The organism is Paraburkholderia sp. J76, assembly GCF_905220295.1.
Classification (GTDB): Bacteria; Pseudomonadota; Gammaproteobacteria; order Burkholderiales; family Burkholderiaceae; genus Paraburkholderia.
On the sequence record NZ_CAJMZJ010000005.1, the window covers coordinates 124962 to 149837 of the forward strand.

At 60.3% G+C, this 24876-nt stretch carries 22 protein-coding genes; 11 read left to right on the forward strand and 11 right to left on the reverse strand.

The annotated features are described in order from the left end of the window. Positions 1–88: 88 nt before the first annotated feature. Positions 89–961: a class A beta-lactamase gene (gene bla / locus U5768_RS11870; RefSeq protein WP_322030589.1), complete on the reverse strand. Its 873-nt coding sequence runs from the start codon at positions 959–961 to the stop codon at positions 89–91. Positions 962–1109: 148 nt separating this feature from the next. Further along, positions 1110–2273, reverse strand: coding sequence for an endo-1,4-beta-xylanase (locus U5768_RS11875; RefSeq protein WP_322030590.1), 1164 nt, complete (start codon positions 2271–2273; stop codon positions 1110–1112). A gap of 399 nt (positions 2274–2672) precedes the next feature. On the opposite strand from U5768_RS11875, the gene U5768_RS11880 reads away from it, so the two are divergent. Together U5768_RS11880 and U5768_RS11885 are read left to right on the forward strand one after the other, a co-directional pair. Continuing rightward, positions 2673–3095: an SRPBCC family protein gene (locus tag U5768_RS11880; protein WP_322030591.1), complete on the forward strand. Its 423-nt coding sequence runs from the start codon at positions 2673–2675 to the stop codon at positions 3093–3095. 372 nt (positions 3096–3467) lie between these two features. Continuing rightward, entirely contained in the window at positions 3468–4778 is a 1311-nt protein-coding gene (locus U5768_RS11885; RefSeq protein WP_322030592.1) for an O-antigen ligase, read from the forward strand. On the opposite strand, the gene U5768_RS11890 is transcribed toward U5768_RS11885, so the two are convergent. After that, on the reverse strand, positions 4726–5469 hold the full coding sequence (locus U5768_RS11890; RefSeq protein ID WP_322030593.1) for an LrgB family protein: 744 nt from the start codon (positions 5467–5469) through the stop codon (positions 4726–4728). The two genes, U5768_RS11885 and U5768_RS11890, sit on opposite strands and share 53 nt — an antisense overlap. After that, positions 5466–5837, reverse strand: coding sequence for a CidA/LrgA family protein (locus U5768_RS11895; RefSeq protein ID WP_322030594.1), 372 nt, complete (start codon positions 5835–5837; stop codon positions 5466–5468). Before U5768_RS11895 ends, U5768_RS11890 begins: the two co-directional genes overlap by 4 nt. A 203-nt stretch (positions 5838–6040) precedes the next feature. Between U5768_RS11895 and U5768_RS11900 the strand changes: the two genes are divergently transcribed. The 9 genes from U5768_RS11900 to U5768_RS11940 all read left to right on the forward strand — a co-directional run bounded on the left by U5768_RS11900 (position 6041) and on the right by U5768_RS11940 (position 17899). Beyond that, a complete protein-coding gene (locus U5768_RS11900; RefSeq protein ID WP_415913886.1) occupies positions 6041–7201 on the forward strand; it encodes a glycosyltransferase family 4 protein in 1161 nt (386 codons plus the stop codon). A 31-nt stretch (positions 7202–7232) separates the two neighbouring features. Further along, positions 7233–8264: a UDP-glucose 4-epimerase GalE gene (gene galE, locus U5768_RS11905; RefSeq protein ID WP_322030596.1), complete on the forward strand. Its 1032-nt coding sequence runs from the start codon at positions 7233–7235 to the stop codon at positions 8262–8264. A 130-nt stretch (positions 8265–8394) separates the two neighbouring features. Then, positions 8395–9000 (forward strand): adenylyl-sulfate kinase, encoded by a 606-nt coding sequence (gene cysC / locus U5768_RS11910; RefSeq protein ID WP_322030597.1) that lies wholly within the window; start codon positions 8395–8397, stop codon positions 8998–9000. A 472-nt stretch (positions 9001–9472) separates the two neighbouring features. After that, complete coding sequence (locus U5768_RS11915) at positions 9473–12679, forward strand: rhamnan synthesis F family protein (RefSeq protein ID WP_322030598.1); 3207 nt, start codon at positions 9473–9475, stop codon at positions 12677–12679. Positions 12680–12694: 15 nt separating this feature from the next. Continuing rightward, positions 12695–13636: an NAD-dependent epimerase/dehydratase family protein gene (locus tag U5768_RS11920; protein ID WP_322030599.1), complete on the forward strand. Its 942-nt coding sequence runs from the start codon at positions 12695–12697 to the stop codon at positions 13634–13636. 195 nt (positions 13637–13831) lie between these two features. Next, complete coding sequence (locus U5768_RS11925; protein ID WP_322030600.1) at positions 13832–15370, forward strand: hypothetical protein; 1539 nt, start codon at positions 13832–13834, stop codon at positions 15368–15370. 68 nt (positions 15371–15438) lie between these two features. Beyond that, the gene (locus U5768_RS11930) at positions 15439–16194 is read left to right on the forward strand and encodes a class I SAM-dependent methyltransferase (protein ID WP_322030601.1); all 756 of its coding nucleotides are present in this window, start codon (positions 15439–15441) and stop codon (positions 16192–16194) included. A gap of 7 nt (positions 16195–16201) precedes the next feature. Then, entirely contained in the window at positions 16202–16876 is a 675-nt protein-coding gene (locus U5768_RS11935) for an acetyltransferase (RefSeq protein ID WP_322030602.1), read from the forward strand. Positions 16877–16960: 84 nt separating this feature from the next. Beyond that, positions 16961–17899, forward strand: a complete 939-nt coding sequence (locus U5768_RS11940) for a GNAT family N-acetyltransferase (RefSeq protein WP_322030603.1) — start codon at positions 16961–16963, stop codon at positions 17897–17899. Between the two features lie 37 nt (positions 17900–17936). Here U5768_RS11940 and U5768_RS11945 read toward each other — a convergent pair whose 3' ends face one another. The 7 genes from U5768_RS11945 to U5768_RS11975 all read right to left on the reverse strand — a co-directional run bounded on the left by U5768_RS11945 (position 17937) and on the right by U5768_RS11975 (position 24876). Beyond that, positions 17937–19049, reverse strand: coding sequence for a DegT/DnrJ/EryC1/StrS family aminotransferase (locus U5768_RS11945; protein ID WP_322030604.1), 1113 nt, complete (start codon positions 19047–19049; stop codon positions 17937–17939). A gap of 2 nt (positions 19050–19051) precedes the next feature. Continuing rightward, the gene (locus U5768_RS11950; protein ID WP_322030605.1) at positions 19052–19462 is read right to left on the reverse strand and encodes an FdtA/QdtA family cupin domain-containing protein; all 411 of its coding nucleotides are present in this window, start codon (positions 19460–19462) and stop codon (positions 19052–19054) included. 134 nt (positions 19463–19596) lie between these two features. After that, on the reverse strand, positions 19597–20019 hold the full coding sequence (locus tag U5768_RS11955) for an FdtA/QdtA family cupin domain-containing protein (protein WP_322030606.1): 423 nt from the start codon (positions 20017–20019) through the stop codon (positions 19597–19599). Between the two features lie 8 nt (positions 20020–20027). After that, positions 20028–20966 (reverse strand): hypothetical protein, encoded by a 939-nt coding sequence (locus tag U5768_RS11960; RefSeq protein WP_322030607.1) that lies wholly within the window; start codon positions 20964–20966, stop codon positions 20028–20030. Positions 20967–21059: 93 nt separating this feature from the next. Then, the gene (locus U5768_RS11965) at positions 21060–21953 is read right to left on the reverse strand and encodes a sulfotransferase (protein ID WP_322030608.1); all 894 of its coding nucleotides are present in this window, start codon (positions 21951–21953) and stop codon (positions 21060–21062) included. Next, the gene (locus U5768_RS11970) at positions 21954–23852 is read right to left on the reverse strand and encodes a nucleoside-diphosphate sugar epimerase/dehydratase (RefSeq protein WP_322030609.1); all 1899 of its coding nucleotides are present in this window, start codon (positions 23850–23852) and stop codon (positions 21954–21956) included. It lies immediately after the preceding gene. Continuing rightward, positions 23839–24876, reverse strand: a complete 1038-nt coding sequence (locus tag U5768_RS11975) for a glycosyltransferase family 4 protein (protein ID WP_322030610.1) — start codon at positions 24874–24876, stop codon at positions 23839–23841. The genes U5768_RS11970 and U5768_RS11975 overlap by 14 nt, the downstream gene beginning before the upstream one ends.

Here is a 24876-nt window from a genome sequence, read left to right on the forward strand (position 1 = left end):
GCACAGGGTGGGCATGATGCCTGGCAGGCCAAGTCAGCGTGTTCGACGCCGGCTTGCTTTCGCTCGCGGTTTCGCGTACCGGCGACAGTCATGTCGCGCTCGTGGCCCACTGCACGAACGCCGTGCCCGCTTCGCGCAAGACGGCCTCGCGTACTTCCATGCCCACGCCCGGCGCATCGTAGTAGACGGCGACTAGCAACGGCGCGCGCCCGGGCGGACGCACAATTGCGTAGTCGTTGGTCTCGCTCTCGACGCTGGTTCCGGGCCGGTCGGCGGCCTGCCAACCGGCGGGCAACACGGCGCGAATCCGGTTGAGGCCTGGCTTGCAGTCGGTCATGCCGCGCTCCAGCTGCGCGCGCGAACCGGCGCTCAGGACATCGCCGAGCAGAAGGTGCCGCGCCGTGGTGGCGATGGCCTTCGGCGTTGTGGTATCGAGCACGCCGGCATAGCGGTTCGAATCCGGCTCGTAGCGGTCCGAGCGCGTGACCGTATCGCCGAGGCCGCGAACGAACCGGGTCAGCGCTGCGGGACCGCCTGCGCTGCGCATCAGCAGGATCGCGGCCGTGTTGTCGCTCTCCACCAGAACCGCCCGGCAGAGCACGTCGATCGACATCGCGCCGCGCGCGACGTTGGCCCTGGTAACGGGCGACGTGAAAATGAGGTCCTTTTCTGTGTAGTGCACGAGGCGGTCGAGCCGCTCCGCGCCACTGTCGATGCGTGCCAGTATCTGCGCCGCGAGCAGGCCCTTGAACGTGCTGCACATCAGGAAGCGCTCCTCGGCGCGATAGCTGAGCGTGCGTCCCGAACCGGTGTCGATGGCGAACACGCCGAGGCGGCCGCCATGCCGGCGCTCGATATCGGCAAGCGGCGATTCGGCAGCGCGCAGCGCAGGAACGACGCCCAGGCCGGCGATGAGCGGCAGTCCAATCAACAGCTTTCGACGCGTGATCGAGTGAGTCACGATTGAGTCCAAGTTAGCGCAAGCATGAAACGGCGGACGGTCAGCCCGACGACTTCGAGGCCGATCTGAACGCGCTCGAGGCGCCTACAACGAGCCTATGGCCCGCATACTACCAGCGGTCATCTGCTTTCCGGTTTGAAGTGCGACGTTACGGCTGATAAGACGAATCGACGATAGCCCACAGCGCGGCTTTCGGCTTCAGGTTCGCATCGAAGGGCAACGGCAGGTTGTTGCGCGGCACCGGCGTCGACGTCAGCCACGTATGCTTGTCCGAATAGCCCCAGAACGTCACCGCCCTGATGCTCGGCTCCTGCTCGAACAGGGCGAACACCGCACGATATCGCTCGGCTTGCGCGCGCATGATGTCGTTCGGCACAGGATGGCCGAGGTCCGGCAGACATGCATGCGGATTGCTCCAGCATTCGCCCGGGTCGGTATAAAGACTCACGTCGAGTTCGGTTACCTGGTTTTCGAGGCCGAGCGCGGCGACGTCGTCGAACGCCTGCTTGATGTTGGGCAGCGGCGGCCAGTTCACGCTGATATGCATCTGATGCCCTACCCCGTCGATCGGCACGCCCTGAGCGCGCAGATCGCGGATCACGGCGAGCAGCTTCGCGCGCTTGCCCGGATCGTCAGTGTTGTACTCGTTGATATAGAGCTTCACGTTCGGATCCGCCGCGCGCGCCGCGCGCAAAGCGATCGCAATGTAGTCCTTGCCGAGCGCGCGATACCACGGACTGTCTTCGCGATACACCTGATGCGGGTCGTCGCTGATCACTTCGTTGACCACGTCCCACGCATAGACCTTGCCGCGGAAGTGTGTGACGACGTCTGTTACATATCGATCGAGCCGCTTCGCCACGATATCGTGATAGTGAGGGTCTGCTGGATCGCCGGCAAAAAACCAGGCCGGCGCCTCGGTCCAGTCGCCCGCCTTGAAGTGCCAAACGAGCGTATGGCCGCGCACCGCGATGCCGTGCGCCTGAGCAAACGCGACGATCTGGTCGGCCGGCGCGAAGTTGTACTGGCCTTCCGCGACGCCGATCGTGCCCGGCTTCATCTTGTTCTCGGCGGTGAGGCTCGAGAACTGTGCGGCGATGAGCGCCGCGTCGGCGGGACTGGCGATCGAATCGGGTTCGATGGCCGCGCCGACCTTGAAGTGCGCGGCCATCACACTGCGCAGCGGCGGCAGCGCTTCGGCGGGCGCCGCGGCGAGCGGCGGCCCGTCGTGGGTAGCCATCGTCTGGTTGTTCGCGCAGCCCACGGTCCACGCGAGCGTACAAACGGCCACGGCTGCGCAGAGCCTACGCATCGAAGTCCTCAAAGGACGCATTGCTGGTCTCCTTGTGATGTGACGCTCGTCCGGGTACATTCCAACGCCCGTAACGTTATCGGTAACAACGCGGATGGTAGGCAGCGCCCCACGGAGCGGCTATGAGGGATTTACCTGAGATGAATGAGCGTCGAGTCGATCGATTTGACTCAGCGCGATTTGACAGCGCTTTCAAATGGCGTTGCACCGACCTGGTCGCAGGCGCCGCAACGGAAATGAATGCGGCGATTGACGTTGTTGTTAGTGAATCGGTATTGCCGCCACATGCATTCACGCACGGCGACTTTATATTTAATTCGCAATCCTGATCATTGATGTTGACGGCGTTGCTTTCCAAAGAATAGTATGCGCGAATACTATTCTTTGGACGGAGCTGACATGTGGTCAGTTGAGGTCACGGGTGAATGTACTGCGACACCCGCACGGGTTTTTGGCGTCCTCGCGGAACCGGAGAAGTGGTCGGAATGGAACAAAGGTGTCCTTAGAATCGAAATGCATGGACCGTTCCAGCCTGGCACGACTGCGGTGATGGTTCTGCCAGACCTCACGAGGTTGCCGTTCCGCTTTGGGTGGGTCGAGGCTGACAAGGGTTTCGAGGACATAACTGAAGTACCCGACGCTGGCGTGGTCGTTCGCGTTCTTCACGAGCTTTCGCCCACGGAACGCGGCACCCGGATCACGTATCGCTGCGAGGTCGATGGCCCCGAGCCAGTAGCCCGCGAGGTGGGCGCGCTTGTTACCTCTGATTTCGCCGATGTCATCGCCGCCCTTGGTTTGCGGGCAGAGCAACTGGGGGAGTGACTCGCTTCAGCCTGGCGAGAGTACTGGGCTTCTAATATGGCGGGCGATGCCTGCCGGGGCCGGCGCATTACTGCTGTCAAGAGGACGGACGAACCTCCTTTCCAAAAATCAAATCCAGGTAGCCGGCTAGAACGCAATGGCGTCGCGCTATCAGATCGGCGAATGCTCCCCAATTTGGTGCACGGATTTTTGGGACGCAGTCTCGAACCCGATGGATGTATGCGTACAATGGTGGGTTTTCTCGTCATGCTCCGCACCCACAAAGCTGTGTAGCGAGGACCTAACACGGGGACGTAGTGCAAACAACCCGCCCTTACAGACAACAGCAGTGTAGCGATGCCGACAGCAGTTACGATTGATTCCCGACGCACCGTGCCCGGCGACTGGCTGACCGCGGCTTTTCTGCTCGCTTTTCCCTCCATCGCCATGCTCGTGCAAGGCGCCTCGAGCGCCGTATCGATCGGCGCGGGCGTGATCTCACTGGCGGCACTGTGCTCAAGGCCGGCGGGCGCGCCCTACGGTTATGCGCCGCTCCAGCGTCACGGAGTCGCGCTGTGCATCGCGCTGTGCGGCCCTCTGGCTGCCGTTGCGCTCAGTACGATCTCGCACGGACATCCTTTGTTCCGGACATGGGATTCGCCGTCCCGGTTCCTGCTCGCGATTCCGATTTTTCTCGCGCTGCGGCGCGCCCCGCCGCGCATTTTCGTCTGGGCAGACCTCTCTTTCACGCTGGGGGCCCTGTCCGCGTTGGCGCTCGCCCTTTTTATGCCGCGCGATTGGGGCGACGGGCGCATCGGCAGTACGTTCCTGAATCCGATCCATTTTGGCGATCTGGCACTTGCGCTGGGCGTGCTCTCGGCGATCGCGCTCAACTGGTGGCGCAAAGATTCGGCGCTCTGGCGCGCCCTCAAGGTCGCTGGCCTGTTTGCAGGCCTCGCCGCTTCGCTGTTGTCAGGTGCACGCGGGGGCTGGGCTGCGATTCCGCTCGTTGCCCTGCTGATCGTCTGGGAGCTGGGCCGCAACAAACCGCTCCACTGGAAAGTGCTCATGCCGGTGGCTGTCGCGCTGCTGCTTGGGCTCGTCTACGGGCTTTCGGGAACGGTGCGCGACCGCGTGAACGACGTATCGTCCGATCTGACGCAGTACGCGCAAGGTCATCGCGATACGTCGGTGGGCATCCGTCTGCAGCTTTATGAGGCAGCTTCGACGCTGATCGCCGAACATCCGGTGCTGGGCCTCGGCGGCGACGGGTTCCGGGACAAGATGACCTCGATGGCGAAGCAAGGCGCGCTTACCCCGACGGCGGCGGCGTTCGGCGAGGGCGAAGTGCACAACCAGTTGCTCGCCTACATGGCCAACTACGGCATGGTGGGCGGCCTCGCGCTGCTTGCGATCTACATCGTGCCGGCGGTTTTTTTCGCAGCAAAACTCAAGTCGGCATCGAGGACGACGCGGCGCACAGCGCTGATGGGGCTGTCCTTCGCGCTGATGTTTTTCATCTTCGGGCTGACGGTCGAGACCTTCGACCTGAAAAGCACCGTTTCTTTCTACGCGACCATGCTGGCCGTTCTCGCGGCGATCACGGAACGCGCGGAGGTCGAATCCGACCTGCCGCACGCCTCCAACCGCTCTACAGCCACCGCAAAAGCACTGGCAGCAAAACCGGCACGACGAACGCCGTGAACACGCCGTTCAGACCCATGCCGAGCCCCGAAAACGCGCCCATCTCCTCGCTCACCTGAAACGCCCGCGCGGTGCCGATGCCGTGCGAGGCCACGCCAATCGCGAAGCCGCGCACCTCGGTTTCGCGCACGCGAATGACGTTGAGAATCCAGCGCGCGGTCACCGCGCCGAACACCCCCGTCGATATCACGAGCACGGCGGTGAGCGACGGGATGCCGCCGATCTTCTCGGCAACGGCCATGGCGATTGGCGTGGTGACCGACTTCGGCGCGAGCGAGGCGATGGTTTGATGCGAGGCGCCGAAGAGCTTCGCGATGCCGACCGCCGAAACAATCGCTGTGAGCGAGCCCGCGACGAGCCCACCGAGCAATGGCAGCGCGCCTCGCTTTAGCTTGTCCCACTGACGATAGAGCGGCAGCGCGAGCGCGACCGTGGCGGGGCCGAGCAGAAAGTGCACGAACTGGGCGCCTTCGAAATACGTGCGATACGGGGTATCCGTGATCTTGAGCGCCGCCACGACGAGAGCCACGGCGATCAGCACGGGGTTCGCGAGCGGATTGTGCTTCGCGCGCGCGTAAATGTTGATGGCGATGAGATAGGCGACGAGCGTCACCGTCAGGCCGAGCAGCGGCGTGGCGGCGAGATAGACCCAGATGGCGTCGAGCTTCGTGATCGGCAAGTGGCTGTTCACGATGCGCCCTCCCCGGCCGGCGTGTTGCGCCGCTGACGACGCAGCAACGCGCGCGTGACGAGCGCCGTCACCGCGATGCCAAGCGTCGTGCTCACGACGAGACTCGCGATCACGGCGAGAGCTTCTCCGCGCACGGCTTGCGCGGACACCATGATGCCCACGCCGGCCGGAATGAATAGCAGCGAGAGATGGCGGAGCAATTCGAGTGCGGTCGGCTCGATGGCCTCGGCGGCGGCGGGCCGCATCAGCGCGAAAGCGAACAGGAGCAGCATGCCGATCACAGGACCGGGCACGGGCAGCGAGAACACGTAGGACACGCTCTCGCCGAGGCACTGGAAGATCAGGAGGGCGGCTAGGGAACGAAGCATGATTCAGGGTGGCGTGAGGCCGGACGGCGGGGATGGGTGCGCGCGACTCACGCGCGTCATGGCGCGGAAGTTTACCGGAACCTGACGTGGACGGCAGCGCGAACACGGACAGACGTCGTCTTAGTTCGCGCGTGCTTTCCCGGTAAACTATCGCCTTCTTCGGGACTCCCGCCGGCCTCGTCAGATCCGGCATGCAAGCTTTCGTGAAATCCAACGACAACAAGGCCGCCTCGCGCGCCCGCACGCTGCACGTCGCCCTCGTCTGCAACACGGCCTGGGCGATTTATACGTACCGGCGCGGCTTGTTGCGCGCGCTCACAGAGGCGGGCGCGCAAGTCACGGTGATCGCGCCGCGAGACCGCACATTCGAACCTCTCGCCGCCATGGGCTGCCGCTGCGTCGAACTGCCGGTCGCCTCGAAGGGCACGAATCCGCTCGACGATCTGCGCACGCTCCTCGCGCTCTATCGCCACTATCGCGCGCTGAAGCCAGACGTCGTGTTCCACTACACGATCAAGCCGAACATCTACGGATCGATTGCCGCGTGGCTCGCGCGCACGCCCTCGGTGGCCGTGACGACGGGCCTCGGCTACGTGTTCATCCAGAAGAGCCGAGCGGCGCAGGTCGCCAGGCGTTTGTATCGCTTCGCCTTCCGCTTCCCGCGCGAGGTGTGGTTCCTGAATCGCGACGACCAGGCCGCGTTCAAGGACGGCAATCTCCTCGCGCATCCCGAACGCGCAAGACTGCTGCACGGCGAAGGCGTCGATCTCGAAGATTTCCCTTTCACACCGCTGCCCGAACGCGCAGAGTTTGCCTTCGTTCTGATTGGCCGGTTGCTTTGGGACAAGGGCGTGGGCGAGTACGTCGAAGCCGCGCGCACGCTGCGCGCACGCTATCCGCACGCGCGTTTCCGTTTGCTTGGCCCGGTAGGCGTGGACAACCCGAGCGCGATCTCGCGCGAGGAAGTGGCAGCCTGGGAGCGCGAAGGCGTGATCGAATATCTGGGCGAAACGGCCGATGTGCGCCCCTTTATCGCCGATGCGGACTGCGTCGTGCTGCCCTCGTACCGCGAGGGCGTACCACGCACGCTGATGGAAGCGAGCGCGATGGGCCGCCCGATCGTGGCCACCGACGTGCCCGGCTGTCGCGAAGTCGTTGCCGACGGCGTGAACGGGCTGCTGTGCGAAGCGCGCGACGCCGCCTCGCTTGCCGCCGGCCTCGCGCGCATACTCGATCTCGACGTGCCAGCACGCGCCGCCATGGCCGCGCGGGGCCGGAAAAAAATCGAGAAAGAATTCGATGAGCGCGTTGTGGTACAACGCTACCGGGAACTGATCCGGGAAATCACCGGGTCGACATTTTGATCGAGTCTGGATTTCACGGAACGAATACGGCATGACTGCGACGAACTCAAAGGGCACCATCCTCGTCACCGGCGGCGCGGGCTACATTGGCTCGCATACCTGCGTCGAACTGCTCAATGGCGGCTATGAGGTGGTCGCCATCGACAATCTCGTGAACAGCAGCAGCGAATCGCTCAAGCGCGTCGAGCGGATCACGGGCAAGCAGGTGGCGTTCTACGAAGCCGACGTGCGCGACGCCGCGGCGGTTGCGCGCGTTTTCGATGCGCATCGCATCACGGGTGTGATCCATTTTGCGGCCCTCAAGGCCGTGGGCGAGTCGGTGGCGAAGCCTATCGAGTATTACCGCAACAATGTCGACGGGCTGCTCGTGGTGCTCGATGTGATGCGCCAGCACGGCGTGAAGCAGTTCGTGTTCAGTTCTTCGGCCACGGTGTACGGCATGCCCGAAAGTTCGCCGATCGACGAATCGTTTCCGCTTTCGGCAACGAATCCGTACGGCCAGTCGAAGCTCATCGCCGAGCAGATTCTGCACGACGTCACGATCTCCGACCCGGAATGGCGCATTGCCGTGCTGCGCTATTTCAATCCGGTGGGCGCGCATGAAAGCGGGCTGATCGGGGAGGATCCGGCTGGAATTCCGAATAACCTCATGCCTTATGTCGCGCAGGTGGCGGTGGGCAAGCTTGAAAAACTGCGCGTGTTTGGGGGCGATTATCCGACCTCGGACGGCACCGGCGTGCGCGACTATATTCACGTGGTCGATCTTGCGAAGGGCCACCTCAAGGCGCTCGACGCGCTCGCCTCGCGCGGCGAAGGCTTTGTCGTGAATCTCGGCACGGGGCGCGGTTATAGCGTGCTGGAGGTCGTGAAGGCGTTCGAGCAGGCATCGGCGCGCGCCGTGCCCTACGAGATTGTGGCGCGCCGGCCGGGTGATATCGCTGAATGCTATGCGAATCCGGTCGCGGCGGAAAAACTCATCGGCTGGAAGGCGGAGTTTGGGATCGAGCGCATGTGTGTCGATCACTGGCGGTGGCAGGAGAGGAATCCGCGGGGGTTTGCGTAGAAGAAAAACGGCTGTGTCACATTAAATTATTTCCCTCCAAAATTTGTTGCGGTTTATTACACTGACGTTACAACATCCGGTCCGACGTTACAATTGCTCATGATTCGCATTGGACTCGGAGTAACGCGAAGTGGATACAACGTCGACGGGAGTCGTCATCTGGCTGACCGGCATGTCTGGCGCGGGTAAGTCAACCATTGCATCTGCTTTGGTCAGTCGGCTGCAAACGTGTGGACTTCGAGCGACGATGCTCGACGGTGATGTATTGCGCACAGGGCTTAATGCGGATCTAGGGTTCAGCAAAGCGGAGCGCACGGAAAACCTTCGCCGCGTCGCCCACGTGGCAGCGCTTTTTTGCAAGGAAGGTTTTGTTGCCGTCACGGCAACGATTTCCCCTGAGCCCGAGCATCGTGAAAATGCACGGCGTATCGTAGGCGATGCTGATTTTGTCGAGGTGTTTGTCGACACGCCACTCGATGTCTGTGAACAACGCGATCCCAAGGGGCTTTATCGTCGCGCGCGGCGCGGTGAAATTCCGCAATTCACCGGCATCGATTCCCCCTATCATCCGCCTCTCCATCCCCATCTCACTTTGCGTACGCAGGGCAACAGCGTCGAAAAATCCGTCGACGAAATTGTTGGTTACCTGGTGCGTCTGCGCGGCCGAGATGTCACTCATGCCCCCCAGTGCGCGCCCGAATTGGCCGGTCTTCGCCCGGCCATTAACTCCAAATAGACAAATGGATAGCGGACGGTTTGGTCCGACACCGCCGTCTCGAGGGACGTGCATCCGCCGGCCTCGCGTGATCACCGTCGGCGTCGCTTTGCACCCTACGACTCGTCTCGTCAAGGCCACGGCGCAAACTTGGCCGCCGCACACGGCGAGCGCGAAGCGGCAACCGCCGACCTGAGCTTACAAGTGTCGCAGCAGGATTCGCACTATCGACTTTGCGGCTCCTGCATCTCTATTACCGGTCTGCGCCCCTTCAGCTATTACAATAACAATAGGTGCCATCTCCGGCCGGCGTCCGCGCGCGCTCTCACTATTGAGAAGCATTTGATGCGCCGCTCCTACATGGACATGTGCAAATTGCAATATGTGCCGCTGCCGAAGCATTTGGACGTAAATATTACTGATAGCGCTAGTGTGAAAATCCTCTCGGAAGGACCCCGAGAGCGCAAACTGTATGCCGATAAACAGGGTAAAAATGATCCATACCGAGGAAGTGGTGGGCACCAAAGGGGAACAAGTGCAAAGCAGCGTCGATAGCCTTCGGCACGCGCTTCAAACCGAGACTAACAGAGCGGCACAAGCCGATCTTGAAGTCGCGAGCCTACGGCAGGAGATGTCGCAATGGCGACAGCACGCGGCAAACCTGGAGTCTCGCATAGAGGGTCAGGACAATGCCATACGTGACCTCGCTGTCCGGAATGCGCATTTGGCAAAAGAAAAACACGACAGTCAAACCGCTCTCGAAGCCAACATACAGGCGAATCCGGACGATAACCCGCAGCAAGATGACAGCGCCCTGCTAGAGCAAATCGCTGCATTGACAGCGCAGAATAACGAGCGCTTTGAAACCTTGACGGGCCTGCTCGACGATCGCGGAGCACGCATCACGGCTTTGCAGCGCGACCTGTCCGAAGTGGAGCGTGAGAGCGAATCCCTGCAAACCAAACTGGAATCGAGCGAAGGCCACGTCGACAAACTCCTCCGGCAAGTCACCGAAATTCGTGCGAAGAGCACCGAGCACGATTCACACAACGCAATAGAGGTAAGACGCCGGGATGCACAAATTGAGATGCTCGAGGGCGAAATCGCGCACCGCGACCGCTTGATTGCGGCGCTCCTCGATTCGACCTCCTGGCGCGTGACTGCACCGCTACGCGCCGCCAAACGGATGATCTCAGGAGTCGAAGCTCCGGTTTCACTGTCTGGTCCTCTCCACGCTGCGTCGATGCCGGAGTCCGTGCCGTCGGTGATGGCCGAGGTTGCCACACCATCCTCCGGTGCGCCTGAAACGATTGTGCCGCCAGTGGAATTGAGCACGCACGATGCAAGCATCGAGCAAGGCAGCGACGACGACTTTGACGCGGAGTATTACGTCAATCTCTATCCGGATGTGAAGAAGGCTCAACTTGATCCATACCGTCACTTCATCGACTACGGTCGTGCAGAAGGGAGATCGGGACGACCAGCCCGGCTGAAGCTGCGCACCAATGCTCAAGGCCTGCATCCCGGGCGTGATTGCGTGCTTGTCGTGAGCCACGAAGCAACGCGGACCGGTGCACCCGTCCTCGCATGGAACATTTGCCGCGAGTTACGCAGCCAATTCAACGTGATTGCGCTTTTGCTCGGGGATGGCGAACTGGAAGATCATTTTGTGGCGGATAGCGATGTGGTCGTTGGCCCCTACAATCCCGGCGAGCGCGATCCACGAGCCCTCACCCCGGTCATCGAAGAATTGCGTCGGCGTTACCCGATCCGCACTGCGATTGTGAATAGTCTCGCGTCGCGCGCGGTGCTGGAGCCACTGGCAAAGTGCCGCATCCCTTCGGTACTTCTGATCCACGAATTTTTCAAGTTTCACTGTTCGCCCGACGAGCTGGTAGACGCGATGGCGTGGGCCGGCACCACTGTGTTTTCCGCCGAGGTTGTACGCGCGAACGCCGCGATCGAGCGCACGCGCCCGGCTGCGGATGCCGCTTACATCATTGCGCAAGGCAAGTCGGTGATTCCGCGCAATCCCAAGCTCGGCGGCACTGTGCAACGGAAGAACGAAATTGCCGACGTGATTGCCCGGCGCGGCCGCAAGCCCTTCATCGTGCTTGGCGCGGGCACTGTCGAATATCGCAAGGGAGTCGACCTGTTCATGGCAACTGCCGCGGAGATTCAGCGCCTGGATCCCGACGCCGACATCCTGATGGTCTGGGTCGGGCGGATCGTGGATGCCTATCGGCAATATGCGAACTACATCGAGGAGCAGATCCAGCAGTCCGATTTGATGGATCGCGTCTTGCTGGCCGAAGCCACGCCTGACCTCGAAGAGATTTACCAGCTTGCCGACGCCTGCTTCATCTCCTCGCGACTCGATCCTCTGCCAAATATCGCAATCGACGCGATGGCCGCTGGATTGCCGGTACTCTGTTTCGACAAAGCTTCAGGCGTTGCGGAGAATCTCGTCGGCGACGAATTGACGCGCCAGTGCGTACTCCCCTTCCTGAACACTGAAGAAGCAGCTCGCCGTATCGTCGAACTCTATCGGGAGCCGGATTTGCGGACCGGGCTTTCGGATAGCATGCGCAAGCTGGCAAAAGACCGATTCGACATGTCCCGTTATGTTGAGCAACTAGTCGATCTCGGGCGCACCACGCGTGAGCGATACACGCAACAGGAAATCGATATCCAGACGCTTAACGACGGTCGCGACTTCATTGCCGGGTTCTATCTGCCTCCGGAGTCACACACCAGTCGAGCAGATGCGATCGCCGCGTACGTCAAGTCGAACCAGTCGGGGATTTATGCGAGAAAGGCAACGCCCGGATTCTATCCGCACGTGTATGCGGAACATCATGGACTGACCGAGATCGGCGCCAACCCGCTCGCCCACTTCGTGCGTGCAGGCAAGCCGTCCGGCCCATGGCAACTCAAGGTTATCGACGTGTCGGCTGTACGTGCAGACACGCGGTCAAAACAACGTGTGGCCGTCCATATTCACGCCTTCTACCCCGACATGCTCGCGGATATCGTGAAGCGGCTCGAATTCAACGATCTGCGTTGCGATCTGTTCGTCAGTGCGCCGAATGAGGAAGCCGCCCGCGCCGCGCGGCACGTGCTCCAGGATTACGCGCGTGGCACATTCGACGTTCGCGTCGTCACAAACCGCGGGCGCGACATCGGTCCGATGGTGACCGAATTTGCGAAAGACTTGCAGGCTTACGACGTTATTGGGCACTTCCACACGAAGAAGAGCCTGCACGTGGCGGGTTCTCCCCTCGTACGGTATTGGATCGATTTCCTCATGGAAAGCCTGCTCGGCACGAAGTATGCGGCGGCCCGAAACATACTCGCCGCGTTCGCTACCGATCCGAAGGTCGGCTTGATTTTTGCCGACGATCCGAACATGATCGGGTGGGACAAGAATTTTCAGTACGCGGAAAAGCTGGCAGCAGAAATGGATATCCACGATTTGCCGAGCCAGTTTTTCCCCTTTCCGGTCGGGACGATGTTCTGGGCTCGCCCCGCAGCGCTGAAACCGCTCTTCGATGTGGGGCTCGACTGGGACGACTACCCGGCAGAGCCGCTACCCATAGACGGAACGATGCTACACGCACTCGAGCGCATGCTGCCTACGATTGCTCGGCGCGCGGGTTTCGAGAGTCAGGTCAGCTACGCCCCTGGCATTTCCCGGTAAGCGACGGAGCAACAGATGATTCAAGCAGTATCCGGAGCGAAAGTTCTCGTTCTTGGCGGCTTCGGCTTTCTCGGCAGGCATCTTGTCGATGGTCTTCTGCGCGCGGGCGCCAAAGTACGCGTGTTTGAACGGAACATGCATGGCGACGCGCAATACGTCCGTGACGTCCAGGTCGTTCTCGGCAATTTCGTGACGGGAGAAGGCTTCGACGAGGCACTGCGCGATATCGATGTCGTCTATCACCTGATCAGCACGACAGTGCCCAGCACGTCGAACGACGACCCCGTCGCCGACGTGCAAAGCAATCTCGTGGGAACGCTGCAGTTGCTGCGGCGCATGCAGGCTGCAAACGTCAAGCGGATCGTGTATGTCTCGTCGGGCGGTACGGTCTACGGCAATCCTGTGACATTGCCCGTGCCGGAAGCACATCCCCTCAAGCCGTTGTGCTCCTATGGGATCGTCAAGGTCGCCGTCGAGAACTACCTTGCAATGTATTCCCAGTTGTATGGTTTGAGCGCAACCGTGCTGCGCGTCGCCAATCCCTATGGTATGCATCAGCATCGTATCGGCGTACAAGGTGTCATTCCCACGTTCATCGGCAAGATGATGCGTGGCGAACCGATCGAAATCTGGGGCAACGGCTCTGTCGTTCGTGACTACATCTATGTTGATGATGTCGTCTCCGCCCTGCTCGCCGCTCTGGGCGACCGGTCATCGGGCACGTTCAATATCGGTAGCGGCGTCGGGCACCGCATCATCGACGTGCTGGAAGTCGTGGGCCGGATCACCGGACTCGAAGGGGAGATCCGTCATTTGCCGGGGCGAGATTTCGATGTGGAGCAAATCTACCTCGACATCCGGCACGCTCGTGATCAATTGAACTGGACGCCTAAGTATTCGCTCGAGACCGGCTGTGCGCATTACTGGCGCCTCATCCAGGCAAAAGGCGAAATCTGAAGCGTCTCACCGTGGTCGAAACGGCATCCATGCACCGATCCGGATTCGCCGCCAGCACATTTACGAGGGAAGCCGTTCCTTCGATACGCTTCTAGAAACGCTTCGAGGAAATTTTGAGACCGGAATGATTGAAACCAGCGTAACGTGTGAAGCCCCGCACGGAGAGTTTGAAGCGGAGGCGTTATTATGAGTAGCATGAACCCAGCCGCGAGACGGTTTTATCCGAGCATCGAAGCACTGATCAGCGAACTCAATGACGCGTGGCAATCCGACGGTCCAAACGCCGCGCTCTCGGGCATCAATCAATTCGTGCAGGCATGTATTCTTGATCGGCGCAGCCTCGCGAAGGTCTTCGCAGAGCCTGCGCTCGACACGTTTTGTCAGCAGATCGGGGAAGCCGTTGCGCGCGAACTCAATATCGCACGGGAACGTGATTCCACACACGAGAAAGCCGACTGCGTCATCCTCGCTACCCAGTTGTATCGTGCGGGTGGCCATACTGCCGTTATCGAAGATCTATTGAAGACAGGCAAGTTCGGTGCTCGTCCGCGGCTGATCCTGACCGATGCGCTCAGTCTGGCTGATCCTTCGATCATCGATGAGAGGTTTGGCGAATTAGTGACAGGCGAGATTGCGCCGGACGGTAGCATGGCTTCGAAGCTGCAGTGGCTACTCCAGCGACTCGATGCGCTCCGCCCGCACACGCTGATCTTGATGAATCATCATCAGGACCCCGTTGCCATCGCTGCAGCACTACCATACCTCGCCGACAGAACCGTGTTTTATCACCACGGCGATCATCAATTGTGCCTTGGCGTCACGCTCCGACATGCCATGCACATCGATCCACACCCAATGGGGTTTTGCAACTGTCGGGACGCCGTGGGCATCGCTCGCCCGATCTATTGGCCGCTGATCGCAACCGACCAGGGCCCGCGCGGCGACCTGCCATTCATGACGCGTGGCACCCTGCGTACGGCCTCGTCGGGTTCGCAGAACAAGTTCGACGTGCCTTACAAGTATTCGTACTTCGCCGTCCTCCCCCGTGTCATGAAGGCGACTGGCGGCTCGCATGTACATATCGGACCACTCGCCGCTGAGGCTTTGGATCGGATATACGCTGGACTTGACTCTTACGGTGTCTCGCGCGACCAGTTCATTCACGTGCCATGGGTGCGTAGCGTATGGAAAGCGCTGCATTCGCACAATGTCGATCTGTACCTCGCGTCCTTTCCGCTAGGCGGCGGCAAGGTGGCAATCGAGGCAATGGGAGCCGGTATCCCGATCGCTGGCCACGACAGCTACATCTCGCGCTTCCTCGGCGGTTGCGACATGTTTTACCGAGAGGCGTTTCTATGGTCGCGACCGGAGGATCTGATCGAGCATCTCGGGACAATCACGCCCGACTTGCTGACTACCGAATCGCGCCGCGCGCGCGCGCATTACGAGCGGCACCACACGCAGCGTGCTCTGGAGTGCGCGATCGACGCGGGTCTCGAAGCCGAACCGCCTCCGCCGTTAAGACGCCACGTGATCAACCAGATGCAGTCGTTTCTCGACGATGTTCACTACGCACCGGACGACTATTTGACCGCTGCCGAGATCGCGCCTACCCTGAATCGGATCCAGACGTTGATCGCGGAACACACCGCCGAACTCGAAGCCCTACGCCGCGGACACGATCTCGAAGTGGAGGAACTGCTGCGTTTGACCACCGGACAGGCTACGCCATAGGCCACGCAATGACACGTCTTGAAGATTTCGCTGCAGGCGAATGTTCGGAAGACTTGGGAGTAGTTGATATGAGTGAACATCAATACGCACGGTTCGCGAACCTCGGGTTCGACGATTTCCGCGCGCTCGCGCAGGACGATTCACTCTCGGCAAACGAAAAGATCGGCTTCCCCGAAAGCTACCGGGCAGGCAAGGAATCCGCCATCCTGGTCGATCTCATCGCCAAGCTGCCGGCGCTTGCGCAGCACAAGCGCATAGTGCTGGACATTGGTCCGGGGTGCGGTGATCTGGCGCGCGCCTTCATTGCGCATTGCGAGCGGCAGGACCACGAACTCGTGCTCATCGATTCGGGGGAGATGCTCTCGCACCTGCCAGACAGCCCCGGTGCGCGCAAGGTGTCTGCCTACTATCCCCAGTGCCCTGAGATCCTTGCCGAATACGCCGGCAGGGTCGACGCCATCGTCGTGTACTCCGTTTTCCAGTACGTATTTGCAGAAGGCAACGTCTGGGATTTCGTGGATCGTTCCCTCGCCCTGCTAGCGCCCGGAGGTGGACTGCTCATCGGCGATGTACCCAATATCTCCAAACGAAAGCGTTTTTTTGCCAGCGAAACGGGCGTGCGCTTTCATCAGGCTTATACCGGAACGAATGAGATCCCGGCAGCTGCTTTCAATACCCCTGAGACCGGGCAAATCGACGACGCCGTGGTCATGTCGATCCTCAATCGCGCGCGCGCGGCCGGATTCGACGCCTATGTCATGCCCCAGGCGCCCGACTTGCCGATGGCCAATCGAAGGGAAGATATCCTGATTATTCGTCCGTGAGCGCGCGATGCAAAAGACAAAAAAAGTTGTGATTCTTGGAGACTCGGCATTCGCCGAGATTGCGTACGAGTACTTCACTCACGACTCTCCTTACGAAGTTGCGGGATTTGCCGTCGAACAGACCTTCCTGAAGCGGACCGATTTGTTCGGCCTGCCCGTCGTACCATTCGAGTCTATCGAAGTGCACTTCGAACCACAAACCCATGACTTCTTCGCGGCCGTCACCTACGGGCAACTCAACCGGCTTCGGACACGTCTCTACGCCGAGGCGAAATCAAGAGGGTATCGCCCGGCCTCGTACATCAGCAGCCAGGCGTTCGTGTGGCGCAACGTCGAAATGGGAGAGCACTGCTTCATCTTCGAGAACAATGTTGTGCAGCCGTTTTCCAAACTCGGCAATAACGTCGTGCTATGGAGCGGAAATCACATTGGCCATCATTCGGTCATCGGCGACAACTGCTTCGTAGCCTCTCACGCAGTGGTTTCCGGATTTGTGGAGATTGGTGCAAACTGTTTTATTGGAGTCAACGCGACGTTCGCGAACAACATTCGGGTAGGGGCCGACTGCGTGATTGGCGCTGGCGCTTTGGTCGCCAGTGATGTCGAAGAGGACAAAGTGATGCGCGGCACGGCCGGCGAACCGGTCGGCAGCGCGCGCCGGCTCAATCGCATCCGGACCTGAGCCTCGCCACGACGAACACCACGACGCGAGCCACAACGCTCACCGGCCATCGCGATGTCGTATGAAAACACCAGGGATCAGGCAGTGATCAAGATTACCCGCTACATGAGGGAGGACAAAGCGCGCTGGGACCAGTTTGTTAGCGAGTCCCGAAACGCAACATTTCTGCTGTCGCGGGACTACATGGACTATCACAGCGAGCGCTTCGTCGATCACTCCCTCCTTATACGTGACGCCAAAGGGGCGTTGCTGGCGCTCTTGCCGGCAAATCAGCACGACGGCACGCTGCAGAGCCACGGTGGGCTAACCTATGGCGGGGTCATATCCTCGATATCCATGACCACCCCCACCATGCTCGAAGTATTTGACGCCGTAGTGGGGTATCTGCGTGAACAAGGTTTCAAGCGGCTCGCGTACAAGACGATACCGTCGATCTACCACCGCTACCCCGCGGAAGAAGACCGCTATGCGTTGTTCAGGCTTGATGCACGGCTGACACGACGCGATGTGCTGTCGGTCATTGCGCAAGAACCACGCATACCGTTTCAGAAGCGCCGCCAGCGCAAGATCACGCAGGCCGGCAAGCTCGCGCTCGAAATCAGGACATCAAACGAATATGGGCCGTTCTGGGCCATCCTTGAAGAGAACCTCGCCGCCGCGCACGGTGTGAAGCCAGTTCATACACTCGACGAAATCCAGATGCTGGCGCAACGCTTTCCGCAGAATATCCGCCTCCATGTCTGCCTCGAAGAGGGCAAGGTGGTCGCGGGCGTTGTAGTGTTCGATACGGGCCGCGTTGCGCACATGCAGTACATCTCCACCAGCCTGCGCGGTCGCGAAACCGGTGCACTCGATCTACTGTTTGCAACCCTGATCGAACGCGACTATGCGCAACGCGCCTTTTTCGATTTCGGCATTTCAAACGAAGACAACGGCAGATATCTGAATGTCGGCCTGATTGAGCAGAAAGAAGGATTCGGCGCCAGGGCGGTCGTCCACGACTTCTACGAACTGGCGCTCTGAAGACGGCGCTCTCAATGGTGCACGGGGCGACGGGTCGTTATTCAGGGGACCCTATCGCTTCCCGCAGCAACTCGCACACGCTATCGACCTGCGCCGCGGAAAGATGCGGGCCAATGGGAAGACTCAACACATCCTCGCTCAGTGCGTCGGCAATGGCGCATGGCTCCATGGTCCGAGCGTGCCCCTGATACGCACCGCTGCGCATCGGAGGAATCGGGTAATGAATCTGTACCCCAACGCCGGCTTCATGCAGATGGCGCATCGCGCGCGCGCGCTCCCGCACGCGAACAACGAAGAGATGCCAAACCGGCAACGCCTTGTTGATGACGACCGGCAAGCCAATGGCTTCATCGCGAAGCCGGGCAACGTAGCGATCCGCTAATATCCGGCGGTGCGCGTTCCATTCGTCGAGGTAAGGCAACTTGACGCGCAGGAATGCCGCCTGCAATTCGTCGAGTCGCGAGTTATAACCGCTGACGTCGTGAACATATTTCACTTTCGAGCCATAGTTAGCCAGCGTCCTGACTCGCTCCGCAAGCGCCTCGTCACGCGTGACTACCGCACCGCCATCACCAAGCGCGCCGAGGTTCTTCCCCGGATAGAAGCTGAACGCAGAGGCGTCGCCAAGCGAACCGGCGCGCTGTCCATCGTAGAGTGCGCCGTGCGCCTGAGCCGCATCCTCAACGACCTTCAGGCCCCGGCGACGCGCGATTTCGCAAATCGGCGCCATGTCCGCCGGTTGGCCGTACAGATGCACAGGAATGATCGCGCGGGTACGAGACGTTATCGCTCGCTCGATCGCCTCGGGGTCAATATTGTGGGTGCTGGCTAGCGGCTCGACCGGTATCGGCGTGGCGCCGGTCTGAGACACGGCTAGCCATGTCGCGATGTAGGTGTTCGACGGCACGAGCACTTCGTCGCCCGGCCCGATACCGAGCGCGCGAAGCACGAGATGGATCGCATCAAGCCCGTTGCCGACACCGATGCATTGGCTAACGCCACAGTACTTCGCGAACTCTTGCTCGAAGGCGGCCACTTCGTCGCCGAGAATAAATCGTGACGAGTGCATGACCCGGTGATACGCCGCGTCGAGTTCCTCGCGAATCGAATCATGCGTGACGGAGAGATCGAGAAAAGGGATAGTGTTCATGCTCACTCCGGTACCGCAAGCAGAAAGTCGTCATAGTTGCGGTAGTAGTCCGCTTCGTCATAAAGGAGCGAAGCGAGTGACACACACACGGCGCCCGACGAAAAGTCGTGGATTTCCCGCCATATCATGCGTGGGATATACAAGCCCTCCTGCGGCTGACTCATACGCACGATGCGCTTTTCGCGGCCGTCGTCGAGATGAACCTCGAAGGAACCCGACATGGCTATGAGTACCTGCTGGAGGTTTTTGTGGCTATGCCCCGCGCGAGATGCGCCCTGTGAGATGTCGTAAAGGTAGTAGACGCGCTGGATTTCGAACGGAACGTGGCGCAAGTTCTCGATCGGCGTAAGCGTGCCCGAAGAAGAGTGGATCTGCGGGAATCGCAGAATTCGGCAATCATGTACGCTGGCCATAAAGGTTCGTTCGGGGACAGGCGCCCTTAGACAATCGTCGCGCACGCGTGTCCCAGAGGCATCATCAGGGAAGGCCAATTATATGACGCTCCGCTACGGCTACCGAAGTAGGAGGGGCGAGCGTCTTGCCCGCGTCACCCTGAGCTTTGAACACTTGCTGCACGCTGAAAGGCAGCGTACTCGCGATAATAGTCGCCCTCATCGTAAAAGTCGGATGCTAGCGTCAGGCACATAGAACCGGACGCGAAACTGTCGATCCGGCGCCAGATCATCGGGGGAATATAGAGCCCGGTATGCGAATACTGCAGCGTGACTTCACGCCGGTTTACGCCATCGTCCAGATGGACCACGCAGCGGCCGGAAATCGCGATCAGCACTTGCTGGAGCGTTTTGTATGCGTGCCCCTCTCGCTCGACGCCTGCAGGCACATCGTAGAGATAGAAAACACGACGGATGGCAAACGGGATGTCTTTTCCACTCTCGACTGGCGTAAGCGACCCGCGTTCGTCATGAATTTGCCGAAAGTCGAGCAGAATGCAGTCGGAAACGTTTGCCATGGATTTTTTTAAGCGCTGGTCTGACCGTCGGTCAAACGGGCGACGGCAAAGCCGTCCCGTCCGAAGTCGTTGCCATTGTAGAAACAATATGTCTGCCCATGCGCAGTGATGACGGCAGAGTACATGATCGCGTCGGAGTCGAATGACCCCGGCGTGACGTCGAGCCCCATTTCGTCGTCTTTCCTCAGCCAATGTATGCCGTCGTCCGATTCGGCGTAGCCGAGTCGGTAAGCGCGCAGGGAACGACGGCGGATCGAGTAGTAGAGCTGGTACTTTCCGTCCGCAGTCTTTTTGATCCAAGGGCGACCGAAGCCGTGTTCGTCGCTGCCCGTGAGGTCCATTACAGTACGACCTTCCTTGGGCCAGTGCACACCGTCGCTGGATTCGACGTATTTGAGCACGTAGACCGGCATGGGTTTCCCGTCGATTACTTCCCAGCCGGAGCCAGCCACGTACCAGAGCTTGAACACGCCGTCCTCGCGAAGCACGAAGGGGCCGCCCCGGAATGTCATCTCGTTTTCGCTGCGCTCGAGCACGGGTGTTTGTTGTACGCGCTCAAAAGTCTCCCCATCGTCGCCGCTGACCGCGAGTCCGGTGAAAAGTTTGTACCGCACCTTAACTCCGAGTTCGAAGCCGGCGTAATACATGAAGATCCTGCCGTCGGCGAGCCGGGTGACGCTACACGTGAGCACGCCATTGTCGTCGAAGGCAGAGGGTACCCCAATGTCAATGAGGGGTCGCGATGCCACGCGGAGAATCTTTCTGGGGTCACGCGCATCGACATCCACAAACGCGGGGCGACCGACGAAATTGCTATCGCAAAGCGTGACGAAAACACGAATCGTATCGTCGTTTAGACGAAATGGCGTAGGTACCATTGCATGGGACGCGGCCCAAGGGGTGCGTTCATCCGGTGCGTAGACGATTCCCAGTTTTTCCCAGTGCACATTCTCTCCTTGAGCGTACCTTGCGGTCAGTGTCGTTCGAACAGCGTCCTGTCCACGGCTAGTTTCACGCGGAAACCATTTGGCCACTATCGTTTAGATCGCACCAAGCTCGCGTGCGATCGGGCCGCACATATCCATGATGCGCTGCTCAACGGCGAGACTCAGATGCTGCCGGAACCGCTCGACGGAATCCAGCGACGGTTGTCGGCCGTGGAGGTCCGTTGCCCATACGTCGCCGGCGTATTCGCGCGGATTGCTGATCGGCTCCGCCCAGATTCTCTCGCTGTCCAGCGTGCCGAGGCCGAAGGCGGTCAGTTGATCGAGCGCCCGCCCGCCCGCCACATCACGATAATCGACGAGGCACAGGCGCTCACCAAGCATCGCTCGCGCATTGGCGATCATGCCGTACATGTGGACGTACTCGCGACAGAACGCCTCGACCTGCTGGTCCGTCACGGCTACGCCCGGATGCTCGCGCTCCGTTACCTCGATGCGCGACGAAATCGTCGCGCGAGGATCGCGAACGGACACCACGAATTTGGCGTACGACAACGTTTCACCGAGAAGCGGAAACAACGGCGTGAGCATCGGATCTTTCAGCGCGAGAATTTCCGGTTTGCCGGTGCGCACCCAGATCTTGCCAAGCTCCGATTCGAGAATACCCGCGTGATTGCGAATTAATGCCTCTCGCGAGTCGAAATAATGCCGCGTATGCGCCTCGAACGTATTGAGGCCGATCTGAAGCGGGTGCATGAACGCCGTAAAATAGCTGCACTCGTTAATGAAACCATTCGACTTGTCCGAGGAGCAGATCATCGCGTGCAGGATGGTCGTTCCGGACCGCGGAGGACCGCCTACAAACACGGGAAGGAAAGGCAGTTGCGAGTCTGCGGGAACTGCGGGTTTTTTGAAAAGACTTAATTTCATCAGTGTTCGAGGTTCGAGAAGTTCCGGCTTTGTATCTAACGAGCAGGATGGTTGTCGCACTCAAGCACGATTGCTCATCTCTCTGCTATGGGCCGACAGCGTTCCCACACTCTGCAACGTCGGCGCGACCGCAGGCTGATACTCCGGCACCCAGCGCCGCAAGTCACGACGCACTTCGTCATCGCCCGGCACACGGTGCTGCATGAGCCACGGCAGCAATTCGTCCAGCAGATTATCCGGTACTTCGCGCGCCTTCGCCGTACGCAACTTCGCGTGCGGCGTGCGCGTGGTGGTCTCATCGTCAGCAAGCAGTTCTTCGTAGAGTTTCTCACCGGGTCGCAGACCCGTGAACACCACCCGAATCTGTTCATCCGAGTAGCCATAAAGACGAATCAGGTCTTTCGCCAGATTAACGATCTTGACCGGCTCGCCCATATCGAGAATGAAAATCTCCCCGCCACGTCCCATACTCGAGGCTTGGAGCACAAGTTGCGACGCCTCGGGAATCGTCATAAAAAAGCGCGTGACTTCCGGGTGCGTGACCGTCACCGGACCGCCCTTCGCGATCTGCTGCTGGAACTTGGGAATCACGCTGCCCGCGCTGCCCAGCACGTTGCCAAATCGCACGGTTTCGAACTGGGTTCGTTCGCTCGACTGCTGCAGCGCCTGACAAGCCATCTCCGCGAGGCGCTTGCTCGCGCCCATCACGTTAGTGGGATTGACCGCCTTGTCGGTCGAAATGAGCACGAAGTGCCTCACCTGGTGCTTGATCGCAGCGCGCGCCACGCGGTACGTGCCCAGCACGTTGTTACGGATCGCCTGCCACGCGTTGAGTTCTTCCATCAACGGAACATGCTTGTACGCGGCAGCGTGGAAGACGATATGAGGCGTGTAGCGCGCCATCACCTGGTCGAGCAGTAGCGCATCCTTCGCGTCGCCCACAATAGGCACCACGGATAGCTCGGGAAAGCGTTCACGGATTTCCTCCGTGAGCCGGTACATCGCGTATTCGGACACATCCAGCGCGACAAGTTGCGCGGGCGCGAAACGAAGAATCTGCCGACACAGTTCGGAACCGATCGAGCCACCCGCGCCCGTCACCATCACCACCCGGCGGCTCAACAGCGCCTCGACGTGCGGTGTGTCGATGTTGACCGCGTCGCGGCCGAGCAGATCTTCGAGGTCGATGTTGCGAACCTGGGAAAGAAAGCCCCGACCAGGCAAGAGGTCCGTCAATGAAGGCAGCATCAGCGCTTTCACGCCTGCACGAACGCATTGGGTGGCGACACGCCGCTGTACTTCAGCCGACGCCGACGGAATGGCAATAATGGCGAATTCGCAGCGTGACGCTTGCGCCCAATGTGCTATGTCGTCGATCGGACCCAAAACCTTGTAGCCATAGATTTCGCGCCGTTGCTTCGCAGCATCGTCGTCGAGCAGGCCAACGAGGCGCCACTCCGGGGAACGCGACAATTCGCGCGCGAGACTCGCACCCGCCCCGCCAGCGCCAATGACGATCACGGGCTTGCCCTGCGCGACGAGACCACCATAGAGATAAAACTCCTTGGTCGCACGATAGAGCGCCCGCGAACCGCCCATGACGAAGAATACCAGGAGCGGCGAAACGATCAACACAGAACGCGGAATGATCGGCGTGGGCTGCAGCATGACCGAGCCAATCATGACGATCAACGCGGCCGAAATAATCGCTTTCGAGATACGCATGAGATCCGGCAGGCTAGCGAAGACCCACATGCCCCGATACAGGCCGAATATACGGAACATCACAGCATAGACAGGCAACACCCAGACCAGCGTGTTCACGGCGCCATGCCAAAACTCAGGCGGAACAGTCGCGTTAAAGCGCAGGAGATAGGCCGTCAGCCAGGCAGCGGTCACCGCGCCGATATCGAACAGAAAGGCGCTGAACGAGAGCCAGGAGGCTTTATTGCGAAGCATCAGCGTCGACCTCTGGTTTTCTGCTTAGATTTTGAAAACTGCGCCAGCGCGCATCGATTGCCCCACCCATAGCGACGAGTACGGCGGCCCAGCCTGCGACAATCCCCCACTGCAGAGCCTCGGAGCGATTCAAGGCATACACCGCAAGTATCGTGCCCGAAAACATTACCAGATACCACGTGAGAGCTGTCGCTAAGTGACCCGTCCCCGAGCGCACCATGCGCTGATAGTAATGCTCGCGGTGCGCTTGCCAGAACTTTTCGCCGCGTAAAAGTCGCCGGAGCAGCGTGACGGAAGCGTCCGCGATAAACGGCGAGAACACGAGTGCCGGAAACCAGACAGGCCAAGTGCCTCTACACCATCCCCAGTAGCCTAGCGCGCCAGCGAGAAAGCCGGCGGGTATTGACCCGGCATCACCCAGAAAAATCTTCGCCGGATGGAAATTAAACAGCAGAAATCCCGCCGCAGCGCCGGCGACTGCGGCACAAGCCCAGCCTAGTTCGGGCATCGGAGCGGGTCCAATGAGCGCCGCGACCGCATACGCGCCAAAACCAAACAGCGCCATTCCACCAGCCAGGCCGTCGGCGCCATCCATGAAATTGTACAAATTCACAAGCCACAACAGCAAAAACGCGAGACCCGCCAGGCACCACCAGGGAACCGCAGCCGGATAAACGACGATCAAAACCACCACTGCAAGAAAATGCGCAGCAAAGCGTACGCGCGCGGGGAGGCCGCGACGGTCGTCGATCTGGGAAACGGCGGCAAGAAGTGCCGCACCAAGTGCGATCAACCGTAGCGCAGGCGCCAAAGCCAGAATAGCCAGTACCGAAACCGGCACCAGGCCCCAACCTCCCACTCGCGGCGTGGGGCGGACATGAAGCGACCGCTCGTTGGGAATATCCGTAGCAAGCCGCCATGCAAGACCGCTTTTAAGCAGAAACGCGAGGATGGCAGCGCACAGCACGCCGCTAGCCAGGGCAATCCACACAGCGCTCAACGGTGACGAAATCGGTAAATGCAT

Bases quoted from the DNA above. Each gene is read 5' to 3' on its own strand.
- U5768_RS11875 (WP_322030590.1), bottom strand. From the start codon at position 2,273: ATGCGTAGGCTCTGCGCAGCCGTGGCCGTTTGTACGCTCGCGTGGACC.
- U5768_RS11880 (WP_322030591.1), top strand. From the start codon at position 2,673: ATGTGGTCAGTTGAGGTCACGGGTGAATGTACTGCGACACCCGCACGG.
- U5768_RS11895 (WP_322030594.1), bottom strand. From the start codon at position 5,837: ATGCTTCGTTCCCTAGCCGCCCTCCTGATCTTCCAGTGCCTCGGCGAG.
- galE (WP_322030596.1), top strand. From the start codon at position 7,233: ATGACTGCGACGAACTCAAAGGGCACCATCCTCGTCACCGGCGGCGCG.
- U5768_RS11915 (WP_322030598.1), top strand. From the start codon at position 9,473: ATGATCCATACCGAGGAAGTGGTGGGCACCAAAGGGGAACAAGTGCAA.
- U5768_RS11920 (WP_322030599.1), top strand. From the start codon at position 12,695: ATGATTCAAGCAGTATCCGGAGCGAAAGTTCTCGTTCTTGGCGGCTTC.
- U5768_RS11925 (WP_322030600.1), top strand. From the start codon at position 13,832: ATGAACCCAGCCGCGAGACGGTTTTATCCGAGCATCGAAGCACTGATC.
- U5768_RS11930 (WP_322030601.1), top strand. From the start codon at position 15,439: ATGAGTGAACATCAATACGCACGGTTCGCGAACCTCGGGTTCGACGAT.
- U5768_RS11935 (WP_322030602.1), top strand. From the start codon at position 16,202: ATGCAAAAGACAAAAAAAGTTGTGATTCTTGGAGACTCGGCATTCGCC.
- U5768_RS11945 (WP_322030604.1), bottom strand. From the start codon at position 19,049: ATGAACACTATCCCTTTTCTCGATCTCTCCGTCACGCATGATTCGATT.
- U5768_RS11950 (WP_322030605.1), bottom strand. From the start codon at position 19,462: ATGGCCAGCGTACATGATTGCCGAATTCTGCGATTCCCGCAGATCCAC.
- U5768_RS11955 (WP_322030606.1), bottom strand. From the start codon at position 20,019: ATGGCAAACGTTTCCGACTGCATTCTGCTCGACTTTCGGCAAATTCAT.
- U5768_RS11970 (WP_322030609.1), bottom strand. From the start codon at position 23,852: ATGCTTCGCAATAAAGCCTCCTGGCTCTCGTTCAGCGCCTTTCTGTTC.
- U5768_RS11975 (WP_322030610.1), bottom strand. From the start codon at position 24,876: ATGCATTTACCGATTTCGTCACCGTTGAGCGCTGTGTGGATTGCCCTG.